Source organism: Klebsiella aerogenes (assembly GCA_029027985.1).
GTDB lineage: Bacteria > Pseudomonadota > Gammaproteobacteria > Enterobacterales > Enterobacteriaceae > Klebsiella > Klebsiella aerogenes_A.
This window is the reverse complement of record CP119076.1, coordinates 1,180,285-1,197,124: the sequence shown is the minus strand read 5'-3', so window position 1 is coordinate 1,197,124 and position 16,840 is coordinate 1,180,285. Positions and strand designations below refer to the sequence as shown.

General features: G+C 54.1%; 20 protein-coding genes and 1 other annotated feature. Of the genes, 8 read left to right on the top strand and 12 right to left on the bottom strand.

Annotated elements, in window-relative coordinates:
• Positions 1-108: 108 nt before the first annotated feature.
• Together yfiH and rluD are read right to left on the bottom strand one after the other, a co-directional pair.
• A complete protein-coding gene (gene yfiH / locus PYR66_05810) occupies positions 109-840 on the bottom strand; it encodes a purine nucleoside phosphorylase YfiH (protein WEF29235.1) in 732 nt (243 codons plus the stop codon).
• Positions 837-1,817 (bottom strand): 23S rRNA pseudouridine(1911/1915/1917) synthase RluD, encoded by a 981-nt coding sequence (rluD, locus tag PYR66_05805; GenBank protein ID WEF29234.1) that lies wholly within the window; start codon positions 1,815-1,817, stop codon positions 837-839. Before rluD ends, yfiH begins: the two co-directional genes overlap by 4 nt.
• 131 nt (positions 1,818-1,948) lie before the next feature.
• Between rluD and bamD the strand changes: the two genes are divergently transcribed.
• The 4 genes from bamD to pheA all read left to right on the top strand — a co-directional run bounded on the left by bamD (position 1,949) and on the right by pheA (position 4,716).
• Entirely contained in the window at positions 1,949-2,686 is a 738-nt protein-coding gene (gene bamD / locus PYR66_05800) for an outer membrane protein assembly factor BamD (GenBank protein ID WEF29233.1), read from the top strand.
• Between the two features lie 271 nt (positions 2,687-2,957).
• Positions 2,958-3,293 carry a ribosome-associated translation inhibitor RaiA gene (raiA, locus tag PYR66_05795; protein WEF29232.1) on the top strand — a complete coding sequence of 112 codons (336 nt, stop codon included), beginning with the start codon at positions 2,958-2,960 and terminating at the stop codon, positions 3,291-3,293.
• Between the two features lie 112 nt (positions 3,294-3,405).
• Positions 3,406-3,530 (top strand) — a sequence feature (Phe leader region).
• Complete coding sequence (pheL, locus tag PYR66_05790) at positions 3,407-3,454, top strand: pheA operon leader peptide PheL (GenBank protein ID WEF30367.1); 48 nt, start codon at positions 3,407-3,409, stop codon at positions 3,452-3,454. Its footprint overlaps the feature before it by 48 nt.
• 25 nt (positions 3,531-3,555) lie before the next feature.
• Positions 3,556-4,716 carry a bifunctional chorismate mutase/prephenate dehydratase gene (pheA, locus tag PYR66_05785; GenBank protein WEF29231.1) on the top strand — a complete coding sequence of 387 codons (1,161 nt, stop codon included), beginning with the start codon at positions 3,556-3,558 and terminating at the stop codon, positions 4,714-4,716.
• Here the strand turns inward: pheA and PYR66_05780 are convergent.
• The 3 genes from PYR66_05780 to aroF form a co-directional block, all read right to left on the bottom strand.
• Positions 4,713-5,585 (bottom strand): SMP-30/gluconolactonase/LRE family protein, encoded by an 873-nt coding sequence (locus tag PYR66_05780; protein ID WEF29230.1) that lies wholly within the window; start codon positions 5,583-5,585, stop codon positions 4,713-4,715. The two genes, pheA and PYR66_05780, sit on opposite strands and share 4 nt — an antisense overlap.
• Before the next feature lie 68 nt (positions 5,586-5,653).
• A complete protein-coding gene (gene tyrA / locus PYR66_05775; protein WEF29229.1) occupies positions 5,654-6,775 on the bottom strand; it encodes a bifunctional chorismate mutase/prephenate dehydrogenase in 1,122 nt (373 codons plus the stop codon).
• A gap of 9 nt (positions 6,776-6,784) precedes the next feature.
• Complete coding sequence (aroF, locus tag PYR66_05770) at positions 6,785-7,855, bottom strand: 3-deoxy-7-phosphoheptulonate synthase AroF (protein WEF29228.1); 1,071 nt, start codon at positions 7,853-7,855, stop codon at positions 6,785-6,787.
• 343 nt (positions 7,856-8,198) lie between these two features.
• Here aroF and PYR66_05765 point away from each other — a divergent pair, with 343 nt between their 5' ends.
• The 3 genes from PYR66_05765 to PYR66_05755 are packed head-to-tail and all read left to right on the top strand — an operon-like array spanning position 8,199 to position 10,416.
• The gene (locus tag PYR66_05765) at positions 8,199-8,708 is read left to right on the top strand and encodes a YfiR family protein (GenBank protein ID WEF30366.1); all 510 of its coding nucleotides are present in this window, start codon (positions 8,199-8,201) and stop codon (positions 8,706-8,708) included.
• A complete protein-coding gene (gene dgcN, locus PYR66_05760) occupies positions 8,701-9,924 on the top strand; it encodes a diguanylate cyclase DgcN (GenBank protein WEF29227.1) in 1,224 nt (407 codons plus the stop codon). The genes PYR66_05765 and dgcN overlap by 8 nt, the downstream gene beginning before the upstream one ends.
• Before the next feature lie 12 nt (positions 9,925-9,936).
• The gene (locus tag PYR66_05755; protein WEF29226.1) at positions 9,937-10,416 is read left to right on the top strand and encodes an OmpA family protein; all 480 of its coding nucleotides are present in this window, start codon (positions 9,937-9,939) and stop codon (positions 10,414-10,416) included.
• Between the two features lie 5 nt (positions 10,417-10,421).
• On the opposite strand, the gene PYR66_05750 is transcribed toward PYR66_05755, so the two are convergent.
• The 7 genes from PYR66_05750 to ffh all read right to left on the bottom strand — a co-directional run bounded on the left by PYR66_05750 (position 10,422) and on the right by ffh (position 15,879).
• Positions 10,422-11,792, bottom strand: coding sequence for a PepSY-associated TM helix domain-containing protein (locus tag PYR66_05750; protein ID WEF29225.1), 1,371 nt, complete (start codon positions 11,790-11,792; stop codon positions 10,422-10,424).
• Between the two features lie 56 nt (positions 11,793-11,848).
• Positions 11,849-12,277 carry a DUF2946 domain-containing protein gene (locus PYR66_05745; protein ID WEF29224.1) on the bottom strand — a complete coding sequence of 143 codons (429 nt, stop codon included), beginning with the start codon at positions 12,275-12,277 and terminating at the stop codon, positions 11,849-11,851.
• 120 nt (positions 12,278-12,397) lie between these two features.
• Positions 12,398-12,745 (bottom strand): 50S ribosomal protein L19, encoded by a 348-nt coding sequence (rplS, locus tag PYR66_05740; protein ID WEF29223.1) that lies wholly within the window; start codon positions 12,743-12,745, stop codon positions 12,398-12,400.
• Positions 12,746-12,784: 39 nt separating this feature from the next.
• On the bottom strand, positions 12,785-13,552 hold the full coding sequence (trmD, locus tag PYR66_05735; protein WEF29222.1) for a tRNA (guanosine(37)-N1)-methyltransferase TrmD: 768 nt from the start codon (positions 13,550-13,552) through the stop codon (positions 12,785-12,787).
• A gap of 31 nt (positions 13,553-13,583) precedes the next feature.
• The gene (gene rimM, locus PYR66_05730) at positions 13,584-14,132 is read right to left on the bottom strand and encodes a ribosome maturation factor RimM (protein WEF30365.1); all 549 of its coding nucleotides are present in this window, start codon (positions 14,130-14,132) and stop codon (positions 13,584-13,586) included.
• 18 nt (positions 14,133-14,150) lie between these two features.
• Entirely contained in the window at positions 14,151-14,399 is a 249-nt protein-coding gene (gene rpsP / locus PYR66_05725; GenBank protein WEF29221.1) for a 30S ribosomal protein S16, read from the bottom strand.
• 115 nt (positions 14,400-14,514) lie between these two features.
• Positions 14,515-15,879 carry a signal recognition particle protein gene (ffh, locus tag PYR66_05720; GenBank protein WEF29220.1) on the bottom strand — a complete coding sequence of 455 codons (1,365 nt, stop codon included), beginning with the start codon at positions 15,877-15,879 and terminating at the stop codon, positions 14,515-14,517.
• A gap of 166 nt (positions 15,880-16,045) precedes the next feature.
• Between ffh and PYR66_05715 the strand changes: the two genes are divergently transcribed.
• Positions 16,046-16,837: an inner membrane protein YpjD gene (locus PYR66_05715; protein WEF29219.1), complete on the top strand. Its 792-nt coding sequence runs from the start codon at positions 16,046-16,048 to the stop codon at positions 16,835-16,837.
• Positions 16,838-16,840: the final 3 nt, after the last annotated feature.

Sequence of the window (16,840 nt, the reverse complement as noted above, 5' to 3'; positions counted from 1 at the left end):
AAATTTGCTACTGGAGATTAAATGAGGTCATCCCTCAATTATTCAAGGTTAAAGACCTGAACTATGCGAAAAATAAGTTTGCCTTCTGGATCGTCTTGATTCTCTAGGTTATATCAGCCAAATGAAACTTGCCATACGACCTGTGGTCTTGTCGCGACGATAAGAGAAAAAATCATCCTTTTCACTTAGGGTGCAACGGTCACCGCCGAAAATCAGTTCCACGCCGACGTTAGCCAGGCGCTGACGGGCCAATTGATAGATATTAGCAAAATATTTTTCACCGGCAGGACGGAAAGCGTTCTCCGCCTGGGCGTCTTTGGCGATAAAAGCCTCGCGCACTTCCGCGCCGACTTCAAACGCCTCCGGGCCGATCGCCGGGCCAAGCCAGGCCATAATATTTTCTGGTTTATCATTAAAGCAGGCGACTGTCTCTTCCAGGACGCCTTCACATAAGCCGCGCCATCCGGCGTGCGCAGCGGCCACCTCGGTTCCGGCGCGGTTACAGAACAGCACCGGCAGGCAGTCCGCCGTCATTACCGCACAAACGGTCCCCGGCGTATTACAGTATGACGCATCCGCGCGTTTTGACATATACGGCCCGCCATCCAGCTTGAGCACCGCGGTGCCGTGCACCTGCTCCAGCCACACCGGATACGACGGCAAGCCGCCGGCGGCAAACATCCGCCGACGGTTTTCTTCGACATGCAGGAGATCGTCGCCGCAATGGGCGCCCAGGTTCAGCGAATCATACGGAGGCAGGCTCACGCCGCCAACGCGGGTAGAACTACAGGCCGCCACCCCTTCCGGCATTGGCCATTGCGGAACAATCAGCTTTGTCATAACCAGTCAATATCATCCTTATGGGCTTCAAAATCGGCGCGCATCGCGTCGATCAGTTCCACCATATCCTGCGGGATTGGCGCATGCCATTCCATTTCGATACCGCTTATCGGGTGATACAGGCGCAACATGGTGGCATGCAGCGCCTGACGGTCGAATTTACGCAGTGCATTAATGAACTCGTCTGAAGCCCCTTTCGGCGGACGCGGACGGCCGCCGTAGACCTGATCGCCCACCAGCGGATGGGTGATATGCGCCATATGGACGCGGATCTGGTGCGTACGGCCAGTTTCCAGACGCAAACGCAGGCGAGTATGGATACGGAAATGCTCCATAATGCGGTAATGCGTTACCGCCGGTTTGCCCATCGGGTGTACCGCCATATGCGTACGCTTGGTCGGGTGACGGCTGATCGGTTCTTCTACCGTGCCGCCGGCCGTCATATGGCCAATCGCCACCGCTTCGTACTCGCGAGTGATCTCACGCAGCTGCAGTGATTCCACCAGTCGGGTTTGCGCCGGGATAGTCTTCGCCACGACCATCAGGCCGGTGGTGTCTTTATCAAGACGGTGGACAATGCCCGCACGCGGTACGTCGGCAATCGGCGGGTAGTAATGCAGCAGCGCATTCAGCACAGTACCGTCAGGGTTGCCCGCACCAGGGTGCACAACCAAATCGCGTGGTTTGTTGATGACCAGGATGTCATCATCTTCGTAGACGATATTGAGCGGAATATCCTGCGGTTCAAAACGCACGTCTTCCTCGATTTCAACATCGATAGAGACGGCTTCGCCGCCAAAAACTTTCTCTTTCGGCTTGTCAATGACGTTGCCGTTGACCAGCACGCGCTGGTCAAGGATCCATTCTTTTATCCGCGAACGTGAATAATCCGGGAACAATTCGGCCAAAGCCTGATCTAAGCGTTGACCGAGTTGATTTTCGGACACCGTTGCGGTGAGTTGTACTCGTTGTGCCATATACAGCTTCTTCGTTTAACGTTGGGTTTTACGGCTTTGCCGTTTAATATAGTGTGCTATTGTAGCTGGTCTTAATCGGGAGCAGGAACAGAGATTCTCCCGCATAAACATTTTGAGGAAGTCAAAACGTCATGACGCGCATGAAATACCTGGTGGCAGCAGCCACACTGAGCCTGGCTTTGGTGGGTTGCTCCGGCTCAAAGGAGGAGGTGCCTGATAATCCGCCGAATGAAATTTACGCGACCGCCCAGCAAAAACTGCAGGACGGTAACTGGAAACAGGCAATAACGCAACTGGAAGCGTTGGATAACCGCTATCCATTTGGTCCTTACTCCCAACAGGTACAGCTGGACCTGATTTATGCGTATTACAAAAATGCCGATCTGCCGCTGGCTCAAGCCGCAATCGACCGTTTCGTTCGCCTGAACCCTACGCATCCTAACATTGACTACGTCATCTATATGCGCGGCCTGACCAACATGGCCCTTGATGACAGCGCCCTGCAAGGCTTCTTCGGCGTCGATCGTTCCGACCGCGACCCGCAGCACGCCCGTGACGCATTCAATGATTTCTCCAAGCTGGTTCGCGGTTATCCGAACAGCCAGTACGCCACTGATGCGTACAAACGTCTGGTGTTCCTGAAAGACCGTCTGGCGAAGTACGAGCTGTCGGTTGTGGATTACTACACCGACCGCGGCGCCTGGGTTGCCGTGGTGAACCGCGTGGACGGTATGCTGCGTAACTACCCGGATACGCAGGCCACCCGCGATGCGCTACCGAAGATGGAAAACGCCTATCGTCAGATGCAAATGAACGCACAGGCTGACAAAGTCGCCAAAATCATCGCCGCCAACGGCAAAAACACCTGAGGGTGATGACAGAAAGCAAAACGGCAGCCAGCGGCTGCCGTTTTTTTATTCATTAAACACCAGCGCTGAAGCGGTTTAGCGCCGAGTTATCTCATCAAATATGGCCCGCTTTTCATATTTCGACAAGTAAAATCTCACCTGTTCCTGTCCTGTCTCACAAAATGAATTCGTTGACAAAAAGTGACATTTAAATGTGATTTACATCACACATTTTGACATTGGGAGAGGTATGCTGGTTTCACCAAGACGGGAAAGACAAGAGGTAAAATTTATGACAATGAACATTACCAGTAAACAAATGGAAATTACTCCGGCAATTCGCCAGCATGTCGCAGACCGTCTCGCCAAACTGGATAAGTGGCAAACTCATTTAATCAACCCGCACATCATCCTTTCTAAGGAGCCGCAGGGTTTTATTGCCGACGCAACCATCAATACGCCTAACGGCCACCTGGTTGCCAGCGCGCGTCATGAAGACATGTACGCCGCCATTAACGAATTGATCAACAAGCTGGAACGGCAGCTGAATAAAGTGCAACACAAAGGGGAAGCCCGCCGCGCCGCAACATCGGTGAAAGAGGCAGGCTTTGTGGAAGAAGAAGAGTAATCCTTAACTTAAGTTGTGTCATGCCACGCGCCTTCGGGCGCGTTTTTCGTTTTTTATTGACAGGATCAAAACAGTACAGGTACTGTAATCCACACTAACCTAAGGAATTCATCGTGAAACTCATCCCGTTCTTCTTCGCATTCTTTTTTACCTTCCCCTGACTGGGAGGCGGTTCGTCGTATAAGAAAGAATGCGAAGACGAATAACAAGGCCTCCCACACGGGAGGCCTTTTTTATTGATAACAAGAAAGGCAACACACATATGACCGAGGAAAACCCATTACTGGCCCTGCGCGACAAGATCAGCGCCCTGGATGAAAAACTGCTCGCGCTGCTGGCTGAACGCCGCGGCCTGGCGGTGGAAGTCGGGAAAGCGAAGCTGGAATCACACCGTCCGGTACGCGATATCGACCGCGAGCGCGACCTGCTGGAACGCCTGATGACGCTGGGGAAAAAGCATCATCTGGATGCTCACTACATCACGCGCTTGTTCCAGCTAATTATTGAAGACTCTGTGCTCACCCAACAGACGTTGCTACAGCAGCATCTCAATAAAATTAACCCCCGTTCCGCGCGTATCGCCTTCCTGGGTCCTAAAGGCTCATACTCGCATCTTGCCGCGCGCCAGTACGCCGCGCGTCACTTTGAGCAATTTATCGAAAGCGGCTGCGCGAAGTTCGCCGATATCTTTAATCAGGTTGAAACCGGCCAGGCCGATTACGCGGTGGTGCCGATCGAAAATACCAGTTCCGGCGGGATCAATGATGTTTACGATCTGCTGCAGCACACCAGTCTGTCGATCGTCGGCGAACTGACGATCCCTATTGATCACTGTGTGCTCGTGGCGTCCTCGACGGATGCCGATAAAATCGAAACCGTCTACAGCCATCCGCAACCGTTCCAGCAATGCAGCCAGTATCTGAGCCGCTATCCGCACTGGAAAATTGAGTACACCGAGAGCACCTCTGCGGCGATGGAGAAAGTGGCTCAGGCGAAATCACCGACCGTTGCTGCGCTGGGCAGCGAGGCTGGCGGCGCGCTGTACGGACTGCAGGTTCTGGAGCACTGCCAGGCCAACCAAACGCAAAATATCACCCGTTTCCTGGTGCTGGCGCGTAAAGCGGTGAACGTTTCCGATCAGGTGCCGGCGAAAACAACGCTATTAATCGCCACCGGCCAGCAGGCTGGCGCGTTGGTTGAGGCGCTGTTGGTGCTGCGTAACCATAACCTGATCATGACCAAGCTGGAATCGCGTCCGATCCATGGCAATCCGTGGGAAGAGATGTTTTATCTGGATATTCAGGCCAACCTGGAATCCCTTCCGCTGCGTAAAGCCTTAAAAGAGCTGGCCGAAATTACCCGTTCCATGAAAGTACTGGGCTGCTACCCGAGCGAGAACGTGGTGCCGGTCGACCCGGCTTAACGTTCGATAAACGACCGCTTCTTCATCCCTGCCACCGCAACCGGCAGGGTGAAGATAGCGCCGGAAAGCGGATATTGCGCCACTTCATCGGCGTCCATATTTTCCCGGGTGGTGGTGATATATAGCGTTTTCATATCCGTACCGCCAAAGCACACCATCGTTGGGCAGCGTACCGGCAAGCGATACTCCTCCAGTTGCTCGCCGCTCGGCGAGAAGCGGGCAATGCGCCAGCCGTCAAACATCGCGCTCCAGTAGCAGCCTTCCACGTCAATCGCCGCGCCGTCCGGTATCCCCTCCCCCGGCTGGAAACGACGTAATACTTCACGTTTACCCGGCTCGCCCTGTTCATCCAACGGTGTGCGGTAAATCACCGCATTGGGGGTGTCTGAGGTATACATCCAACGCTTGTCTTCACTAAACGCCAGACCGTTAGCGCCGTGAATATCGCACTGAATGACCTTTGGCGTCAGGTCGTTATCAATACGCACCAGTAGCGCACCGTTGTAATCTCCCGGCCCCCAAAAGGTACCGGCGTAAAAACGGCCATCGCGATCGGTGCCGCCGTCATTAAAGCGCGCCAGATCCGGGTTACTGGGGTTATCACAAATTTTTCGCTGCAGCAGGCCACGGGCATCGCTCAACCAGATGCCGCTACGTAGCGCGACGATAAAACCGCCCTTCTCGCGCAGAGAAAAGCAGCCCACTTCTTCAGGAAATTGCAGAATCAGATGTTCTTTACTGCGTGTATCGTAGCGGTGAATTTCGCACTCCAGAATATCCGCCCAGTACAGCGCCTGCTCGGCGTCACTCCAGGTTGGGCATTCCGGAAGATGCCCGGCGTAATCAAACAGCGGTTGCGGTTGAGCCATCTTTTCATCCCTATAAAAAAAGCCAGCGGGTTACCCCTCTGGCTTTATTGTATACACGTTTAGCAAACTTACTGCCGATTATCATTCGCCTGGCGCAGTAGTGTACGGCTTTCATTCTGGAAGCGCTGGGCGTAATCGCCAAACCAATGCTCGACTTTGCGGAAGCTGTCGATAAACGCCTGCTTATCCCCCTGCTCCAGCAAGCTAATCGCCTCGCCGAAACGTTGGTAGTAACGTTTAATCAGCGCCAGATTGTTTTCCGACGACATAATAATGTCAGCATACAGTTGCGGATCCTGGGCAAACAGACGGCCCACCATCGCCAGCTCCAGGCGGTAGATCGGTGAAGATAGCGCCAGCAGTTGCTCAAGACGAACATTCTCCTCTGCCAGATGCAGGCCGTAGGCGAAGGTCGCAAAGTGACGCAACGCCTGAATAAACGCCATGTTCTGATCGTGCTCGACGGCACTGATGCGGTGCAGTCGCGCGCCCCACACCTGAATCTGTTCGAGGAACCACTGGTACGCTTCCGGTTGACGACCGTCGCAGTAGACCACGACCTGCTTCGCCAGACTGCCGCTATCCGGACCGAACATCGGGTGTAACCCCAGTACCGGACCGTTATGCGCCGCCAGCATCGCCTGCAGAGGCTCGGCTTTAATGGAGGCCAGATCGACCAGAATACAATCCGCCGGCAGCGGCGGCAGGCGCGAGATCGTCTCCGCCGTGGTATGAATCGGTACGCTGACAATCACCATCCCGGCATCCGCGACAATATCCGTCGCCCGCGGCCAGTCTTCTTTTTCCAGAATTCGTACCTGGTAGCCGGACAGCGTCAACATCTTCTCGAACAGGCGTCCCATCTGCCCGCCACCGCCGACAATGACCACCGGACGAAGGTTCGGATGCAGGGTCTTGAAGCCTTTGTCATTCTCGCTGGAGTAAGATTCGCGCATCACCCGACGCAGCACGTCTTCGATAAGGTCCGGCGGCACGCCAAGCGATGCCGCCTCTTCACGCCGGGAAGCCAGCATCGCCGCTTCGCGCTCCGGTACGTAAATCGGCAGACCATATTTACTTTTGACCTCGCCGACTTCCGCCACCAGCTCCAGGCGCCTGGCCAGTAAATCCAGCAGCGCCTTATCTACTTCATCAATTTGATCGCGTAATGCGGTCAGTTCAGCAACCATACAATCCTCTTAACCCAGACGTGCCGCCAGATGACCGCGCAGATCGCTATCCAGCTCGCGCAGCAGCGCATCGGTGGTTTCCCAGCTGATGCAGGCATCGGTGACGGAGACGCCGTATTTCATATCGCAACGCGGCTGTTCAGAAGACTGATTGCCTTCGTGGATATTGCTTTCGATCATCAGGCCAATAATGGAACGGTTGCCATCTTTGATCTGCGCGACGACGGATTCCGCCACCGCCGGTTGGCGACGGTAGTCTTTATTGGAATTACCATGACTGCAATCTACCATCAGCGACGGCTTCAGTCCCGCCTGCGCCATCTCTTTTTCACACTTCTCAACATCTTCCGGGCCGTAGTTCGGCGCTTTACCGCCGCGCAGAATCACGTGGCCATCCGGGTTACCCTGAGTCTGCAACAAGCAGACCTGACCGGCCTGGTTAATGCCAACAAAGCGGTGCGGCATCGCGGCAGCGCGCATGGCGTTAATTGCCGTTGCCAGGCTGCCGTCGGTACCGTTTTTGAAGCCAACCGGCATCGACAGACCAGAGGCCATTTCACGATGGGTCTGCGATTCGGTCGTACGCGCGCCGATGGCGGACCAGCTGAACAGATCGCCAAGGTACTGCGGGCTATTGGGATCCAACGCTTCCGTCGCCAGCGGCAGACCCATATTGACCAAATCAACCAGCAAACGGCGCGCAATCTTCAGACCCGCTTCAACATCAAACGAGCCATCCATGTGCGGATCGTTAATCAGCCCTTTCCAACCAACGGTGGTACGAGGCTTTTCAAAATAGACGCGCATCACCAGGTAGAGGCTATCGCTGACCTCTTCGGCAAGGGCTTTAAATCGACGAGCGTATTCAATCGCGGCTTCCGGATCGTGGATCGAGCAAGGACCACAGACCACCAGCAGGCGCGGGTCGCGACCGGCAATGATGTCAGAAATGGTCTGGCGGGACTGCGCGATCTGCGCTTCCTGCTCAACGTTTAACGGGAATTCCGCTTTCAACTGCTCCGGAGTAATCAGAACTTGTTCGTCGGTAATGTGTACGTTATTCAGCGCGTCTTTTTGCATGATGGCGATCCTGTGTAGCTCGTTTGCGATAGTGGTTGCCTCAGTGGGCATGACGTAACGATACCACAGAAAGTAAAGATATCAATCCATAATACGTAAACATTACTTTACAACAGCAAAATAATTCCCCATTCAATCACCAAAAACTGTTCACTTAACTGTACACCCAGAGAAATACGCTTATTACCGCCGCGTTTTGCTTATTCCTTTACTAAAATTCCTGGTAAGGATTATCTCAAAGCGGCCGGGGCAGCTAATGACGGTTTTTGCCAATAATGATATTCTCCACTCAGGCAATTGCGAGCTGCGTTTCCCGTACGATGACGATTTGACGGATCTGTTAATGAAAGAGTTTTACCGTCTATTTTTGATTTTATTTTTGCTAATTGCGGGAGTCCCCGCTTTTGCCGCTGAGACATCTGAAAACGTTCGCGCCATTGTTTCGGGGATCGTGACTTATACGCGCTGGCCAAACTTAGTCGGCCCGCCAAAGTTGTGTATTTTTTCCACATCCCGTTATCTCCACAGTTTGGCTCAGGAAACGCCGGAGAATTTACCTTATCAACCGGTGATAGTTCGAAATTCACAGGAAGCCCTAAAGACCAGTTGCGACGGTTTTTATTTCGGAAGCGAAACCCCGGAACAGCAGTCCGCATTAACAACAAAATATGGCTCCCGTCCCCTATTGCTCATAGCGGAACAAAATACCGATTGCTCTATTGGCAGCGCTTTTTGCTTGCTCATAAATGACGACAGGGTGAGGTTTTCCGTTAATCTGGATGTCCTGACGCATAGCGGCGTACGGGTCAATCCGGATGTACTGATGCTTGCCCGGAAGAAATCACATGAATAAGGATTTTTCTCAGGCCCCGCGCCCCACTTTCAAAAACGCATTACGCCGTATCAGTATGATAAGCGTAGTGATTTCAATGACGCTGGTTTGGCTTTTACTTAGCGCCGCCTCCGTTATTACTTTAAAGCAATACGCACAAAAAAATCTCGAACTCACCGCCGCAACCATGGGTCGCAGCCTTGAAGCCGCGCTGGTATTTGGCGACGCCGCCGCCGCGGAGGATACTCTGGCAACGCTGGGAAGACAGGGGCAGTTTTCCGAGGCCACGTTATTGGATAACCACCAGCGGCATTTCGCCGACTGGCGGAATGAGGCGTTGGTTAAAAACGAAAAATTCAGCGGTTATATTAGTAAATGGCTGTTTCCTGAACCGACTATCCAGCCTATCTGGCATCAGGGGAAAATGATCGGTGAGCTTCGTCTGAAGGCCCTCGATCAATTAATCAGCCACTTTCTCGGTATTTCCCTCATTGTGCTAACCGGCAGCATTCTGCTGGCGTCTATTATCGCCCTGATGCTCACTCATTCCCTGCACCGCGGCATTGTCGCCGCTCTGCAAAGCATCACCGAGGTGGTGCACGATATTCGCGAAAACCGCCATTTCTCACGCCGGGTTCCGGAAGAGCGCATCGAAGAGTTTCATCTCTTCGCCCAGGATTTTAATAGCCTGCTGGGGGAAATGGAGGATTGGCAGCGCCAGCTACAGGCGAAGAATGCCCAGTTGTTGCGCAGCTCTCTGCACGACCCGCTCACGGGCTTAGCAAACCGGGCGGCGTTTCGTAACGTCATCGGTAAGCTGATGAGCGATGACGCCGCACGCCATAGCTCGGCGCTGCTGTTTCTTGACGGCGATAATTTCAAACTCATCAACGATAACTGGGGACACGCCGCGGGCGATAAAGTCCTCATTGAGGTCGCCAGCCGCCTGATGGCTTTCGTCGGCGACCGTCACCAGGCATGGCGCTTGGGCGGCGATGAATTCGCCATTCTGCTGCACAATGTGCATACGGAAACCGAAGTCCAGGCGCTTTGTGCAACGCTGTCCGAACAGTTTCTTCAGCCATTTAACCTTCACAACGGCCACACGGCAACGCTCTCCTTGAGTATTGGCTATGCTTTGACCTGGGAACACACTTCGGTGGAGGAGCTACAGGAACTGGCCGATCAGAATATGTATCGGATGAAAAACCAGCGTTTTCATCACACACAAAAATAAGAAGGAAAGACTATGCTCAGGCAATTTATTGCACCCACTCTTCTGGCTGCATTTCTACTCACAGGGTGCCAGGCGCCAGGTAAATTCTCTAAGGAACAGGTTGCAGCCATGCAGTCTTACGGCTTTACCGAAGTCTCCGGGGATTGGTCGTTAGGTTTATCTGACAGCATCCTGTTCGATAAAAACGACTACCGCTTGCGCGCTGACAGCCAACAGCAAATACACGACATGGCCGCACGTCTGGCTGAAACCGGCATTACCCACAGCCGCCTTGAAGGCCATACCGATAACTACGGCGAAGACAGCTATAACGAAGCACTCTCACTGAAGCGCGCCAACAGCGTGGCGGATGCCTGGGCTGTTGGCGCTAAAATCCCGCGCAGCAATTTAACGACCCGCGGGTTAGGTAAAAAGTACCCTATCGCCAGCAACGATACTGCCGCAGGCCGTGCTGAAAACCGCCGCGTCACCGTGGTCATCAGCACGCCTTAAGCGCGTTAGTCTACCGACTTAGCCAGCCTCAGCGCAGAAGCCGCGCGCCAGCGCAGGTAGTCAACAACGAGGCACACCGCAAGGCTTACGCCCATCAACGGTATCGCCAGCCCGAGCAGAAACGCTATCAACAGCGCAAGTCCCCGGGCTGGTCCATTCAGCCCCAGCCACGCCTGCACCAGCGTCTGTGCGGGGTTAAACGCGGCATGCGCCGGGCGACGGATCCACCACAGGCGATAGCCGACAATAATCATCACGCACAGAGCCAGCCCGAATGCTACCAGCAGCAATTGGTTGACGATCCCGAACAGAATGCCCATATGGAAATCGACGCCCCAGCGGGTCAGCTTAGCCATCAGCGGGAAATCAACAAAGCGGGTGCGGTCAACGACCTGCAGCGTGGCGCCATCAACCGCGACAGCATCGACCTGCGTCGGCCAACTGCGGTCGATTTCATTCACCGTCCACGCCATTCCAGCGTTTTTAGGCGGCCGGATCTCCAACTTGCTGGCCGTGAGTCCCGCAGTCTGTGCGGCCTTCAGCACACCATCAAACTGCGCCGCGCTCACTTTTTCCTGCGCGTCATCCATCGCCATATGCCCCATATGATGCTCGGCGTGCGGATCGTACGGCATCTTATCCATACTATGCAGTTGCGTATTGACCTGCGGCGTCAGCCAACCCAATGCGGCGCGCATCTTATCGATATTACCACCCGCCCACTGCGACCAGGTTAATCCGGTGGCGGAAAACAGCAGCATACCGACCAGTAACACCCAGCCAAGCATCACATGCAGGCGACGGGTATTTTGCTGCCGATTGTTAATCCGCCGTTTTGGCCGGGTCATCGTCCACAATGCAATACCGCCCAAAGCCGCAACCCACATCCAGGAGGCCGCCAGCTCGCTGTACAGTCGCCCGCCATCACCCAATAGCAGTGATTTATGAGCGTAATCGATCCACTGGCGTAGCGGTAAAATACCGCTGGTGCCGTAAACCGTCAGATCGCCCTTCACTCTCAGAGTGACCGGATCAACGAAAATCGCCCGGTTTTCTGACTCCCCTAGCCGCGGGTCGGCAAACATCACCCGCGTCGTTTCGCCTGCGGTCAGCCCCGGACGCACGGCCTGCAGGCGCAGGTTATTTTGCGTGGCCTCTTTGGCAACGGCGATTTGCGCGCTCAGTGGCTGTTTCTCGCCATTAAGCGCGCCGTGTAAGGCATCGTGGTACAGCCAGTTCTCCAGTTGTGGCGTTGCAACATACAGCGTGCCGGTGAAGGCGGCGACGAAGATAAATGGCCCGATAAACAGACCAATATAGAAATGGAGGCGCCGCAGCAGGTTCAGCCATGCCGCGCGCGAGGTGCAGGTTGTCATACTTTTCCTTTTTTAAAGCAAAAGAGGTCGTTGCGCAGTGCGCACATTCATTTTTATCAAAGGGAAAAAGCAGACCGCCGCGGCGGCGCGCGGGTTTCGGGATAGAGCCAGGGGAAGTAGTGCCAATGTTTTAATACCGGGCGAGAAACCGGCAGGCGAATGCGCCGCAGGACCATGGCAAAGAATAGCGCCAGCGCGAAGATCAGCCCCGGGACGTGCGCGAGCAGCACGCAGTAGCCGCAGGCTTCCGCGTGGTCAACCGGCATGCCGTGCGTCATCGTCATATCATGGCCGGTCATCTCAGGCGACATATCATGGGACATGTCCATCGACATCGCATGATGCATACCTGGCATCGCGCTCATCGGGTCTTTCTGTAACGAGATGGAAATCAGCGGCGCCACCACGATCAGCAGGATCGCAAACAGCGCAAGCCAGGCGGCCCGCCGTTGAGATACTGATTGTGGGAAAATAGTGCTGCTCACCGCCCCTCCGAAATCTGGGCGCTATTGTAATTGATTTACATCAAAATAGTTAAAACTAAGATAAAAAAAGGGCCAGCCATCTGGCCAGCCCTTTCTATCAGGATGTCGCGAAAGCGAATCTTAGTTAAGACGCTCTTTGATACGAGCAGACTTACCGGTACGCTCACGCAGGTAGTACAGTTTAGCTTTACGTACAGCACCACGACGTTTAACAGCAATGCTGTCAACTACCGGAGAGTGAGTCTGGAAGACACGCTCAACGCCTTCGCCGTTGGAAATTTTACGAACAGTGAATGCAGAGTGCAGACCGCGGTTACGAATAGCGATAACCACGCCCTCGAATGCCTGCAGACGTTTTTTGGAACCTTCAACAACCCATACTTTCACTTCCACGGTATCACCCGGACGGAAGGAAGGTACGTCCTGCTTCATCTGTTCTTGTTCAAGTTGCTTAATAATGTTGCTCATAATTTAATCTCTTATCCTGGGTAAACTGATATTGGGGGCTCACGCCTGCCCATCATGTTTATGCTGCTGTTGCGCGTGTTCGCTTTTGAACTGCGACAGCAACTTTGCTTGCTCTTCAGTCAGAGCCAGGTTTTCCAAAAGTTCAGGTCTTCTAAGCCAGGTCCGGCCCAGCGACTGCTTCAGACGCCAGCGACGTATCTCAGCATGGTTTCCCGACAGTAACACCGGCGGTACTTCCATCTCTTCTAACACTTCAGGACGGGTATAGTGCGGGCAATCCAGCAACCCATCAGCAAAGGAATCTTCCGTTGCCGAGGCTTCATGTCCCAATACTCCCGGAATGAACCGGGAAACGGAGTCAATCAGCGTCATTGCCGGTAACTCACCACCGCTGAGAACGTAATCGCCGATTGACCATTCTTCGTCAATTTCGGTTTGGATTACGCGCTCGTCTATCCCTTCGTAGCGACCGCACACCAGAATCAGTTTCTGATTCGTTGCCAGTTCGCTGACGCCCGCTTGATCAAGCTTGCGTCCCTGAGGTGACAGATAAATCACCTTTGCGCCTTCACCTGCCGCGGCTTTTGCTGCATGAATGGCATCCCGTAAGGGTTGCACCATCATTAGCATCCCCGGTCCGCCACCGTAAGGACGATCGTCCACGGTACGGTGCCGGTCATGAGCGAAGTCGCGAGGACTCCAGCTTTCGATGCTCAGCAGGCCATTTTTTACTGCCCGGCCAGTTACCCCGTAATCGGTAATTGCGCGGAACATTTCAGGAAACAGGCTAATTATGCCAATCCACATAGCGCCGTCTTTTACCGTTTATCCGGAGAATTTAAAAACCAGGATCCCAATCTACTTCGATAGTACGAGTAGCGAGATCGACTTTCTTGATAACCTGCCCATCGAGGAACGGAACCAACCGCTCCTTGATGCCAAACGCATCTTTCAGGTTTGCCTTGATGACGAGAACGTCATTCGACCCGGTTTCCATCATATCAATGACTTTACCCAGGCTATAACCTTCGGTGGTGACTACCTGGCAGCCCATCAGGTCTTTCCAGTAATAGTCGCCCTCTTCCAGCGTCGGCAGCTGCGATGAATCGACGATAATTTCGCAATTAGTCAGAAGATTCGCCGCATCACGATCGTCAATGCCTTTCAGCTTGATGATGATGTCCTGATTGTGGTGGCGCCAGCCTTCCAGCTCAACAACCTGCCACTGACCCGCCTTCTGGATTAACCAGGGCTGATAGTCAAAAATGCTTTCAGCGTCTTCGGTGGAGGAAAACACTCTGAGCCAACCACGGATACCGTAGGAAGAACCCATTTTCCCCAATACGATCGGATCAACAGGTGCTTGTGCGGTGTGTTGCTTGCTCATCATGACCACCGTGACAGATTAAGCTGCTTTGTTAGCGGCTTTGATCAGCGCGGCAACGCGATCGGAAACAGTAGCGCCCTGGCCAACCCAGTGAGCGATACGATCCAGATCCAGGCGGGTGCCTTCTTCTTTCTCGGTCGCGATCGGGTTGAAGAAGCCAACGCGCTCGATGAAGCGACCGTTGCGTGCATTACGGCTGTCGGTGACAACAACCTGGTAGAACGGACGCTTTTTAGCGCCGTGACGTGCTAAACGAATAGTTACCATAACATCCTCTTGTGTGAATAGAACAACCGGGCTCCCTCGAGGGAAGGAGCCCGGTGTCATATTAAAAGCCCGAAAATTTTACTCATTTCTGGGGAAATTGCAATCTCTAAAGCGCTTAACGCCCCGGAAAGCCCGGTGGCATCATTCCTTTCATGCCGCGCATCATTTTCATCATGCCGCCTTTCGACTTCATCTTCTTCATCATGCGCTGCATGTCGTCGAACTGTTTCAGCAGACGGTTCACATCCTGCACCTGCATCCCGCAACCGGCGGCGATACGGCGCTTACGTGAACCTTTAATGATTTCCGGCTTGGCGCGCTCTTTCATCGTCATCGAATTGATGATCGCTTCCATACGCACCAGCACTTTGTCGTCCATCTGCGCTTTTACATTGTCCGGGATCTGGCCCATACCCGGCAGTTTGCCCATCAGGCTGGCCATGCCGCCCATGTTTTTCATCTGACGCAGTTGCTCAAGGAAGTCCGTCAGGTCAAAGCCGTCGCCTTTCTTCAGTTTAGACGCCAGCTTCTCGGCCTGCGCACGATCAACCTTGCTCTCGATATCTTCGATGAGCGACAGCACGTCGCCCATGCCGAGAATACGGGAAGCGATACGGTCCGGGTGGAACGGCTCCAGCGCTTCGGTTTTCTCGCCGACGCCGAGGAATTTAATCGGCTTGCCGGTAATGTGACGAATCGACAGCGCCGCGCCGCCGCGGGCGTCGCCGTCCACTTTGGTCAGCACCACGCCGGTCAGCGGCAGCGCTTCGTTAAAAGCCTTAGCGGTATTCGCCGCATCCTGACCGGTCATCGCATCGACGACGAACAGGGTTTCGACCGGATTAATCGCGGCGTGGACCTGTTTGATTTCGTCCATCATCGCTTCATCGACGTGCAGACGACCGGCGGTATCCACCAGCAGCACGTCGTAGAATTTGAGCTTCGCTTCTTTCAGCGCCGCGTTAACAATATCAACGGGCTTCTGGCCGACGTCAGACGGGAAGAAATCCACACCGACCTGCTCCGCCAGCGTTTCCAGCTGTTTGATCGCCGCCGGGCGGTAAACGTCCGCGGAAACGACCAGCACTTTCTTCTTGTGCTTCTCGCGCAGGAATTTACCCAGCTTACCGACGCTGGTGGTTTTACCCGCGCCCTGCAGGCCCGCCATCAGGACGACCGCTGGCGGCTGCGCGGCTAAATCCAGCGTCTGGTTTTCTTCGCCCATCGCCGCAACCAGCTCGTTGCGTACAATTTTGACGAACTCCTGACCCGGGGTCAGGCTTTTATTAACTTCATGGCCTACCGCGCTCTCTTTGACGCGGCTGATGAAATCACGAACGACCGGAAGCGCGACGTCGGCTTCCAGCAGCGCCATGCGCACTTCGCGCAGGGTGTCTTTAATGTTGTCTTCGGTAAGGCGTCCGCGGCCGCTAATGTTGCGCAGCGTACGCGACAAACGATCGGTTAAATTATCAAACATTGTCTCTCGCCTGAGGTGGAAACGGTCGGTCGCCGCAGCGACACAAAAATACGAATTTGGCGCAGTATAACACGACATAAACCTGAATGTGCTGCAACGGTTGGAGCAGACGTCGCGTAACGCTATACTGCTTCTCTTTCTTATTTAGTCAACAGTCGACGCTCCTATGCCTGTGTTTGCTCTACTTGCTCTTGTCGCCTACTCCATCAGCCTTGCGCTGATCATTCCTGGCTTGCTGCAAAAAAACAGTAGCTGGCGGCGGATGGCGATCCTTTCCGCCACGATAGCGCTGATTTGCCACGCCTTCGCGCTGGAGTCGCGTATTTTCCCCGGCGGCGAGGCTGGGCAAAATCTCAGCTTACTTAACGTCGGCTCGCTGGTTAGCCTGATGATCTGTACGGTGATGACCATCGTCGCGTCACGCAACCGCGGCTGGTTGTTGCTGCCTATCGTTTACGCCTTCGCGCTGATCAACCTCGCCTTCGCCACCTTCGTGCCCAACGAATACATCACGCATCTGGAAACCACGCCGGGCATGCTGGTGCATATCGGCCTATCGCTCTTCTCATACGCGACGCTTATCATTGCCGCCTTATACGCGCTGCAATTGGCGTGGATTGACTACCAGTTGAAAAATAAAAAGCTGGCTTTCAGCAGCGAAATGCCGCCGTTGATGAGTATTGAGCGTAAAATGTTTCATATCACCCAGGTTGGCGTGGTGCTGCTGACCCTGACGCTGTGTACCGGGTTGTTCTATATGCACAACCTGTTCAACACGGAAAATATTGATAAAGCAGTGCTGTCTATCATCGCCTGGTTTGTCTATATCGTACTGCTGTGGGGACACTACCACGAAGGCTGGCGCGGTCGCCGGGTTGTCTGGTTTAACGTCGCTGGCGCAGGGTTGCTGACGCTGGCCTATTTTGGCAGCCGCGTACTTCAGCAGTTTATTAGTTAAAGA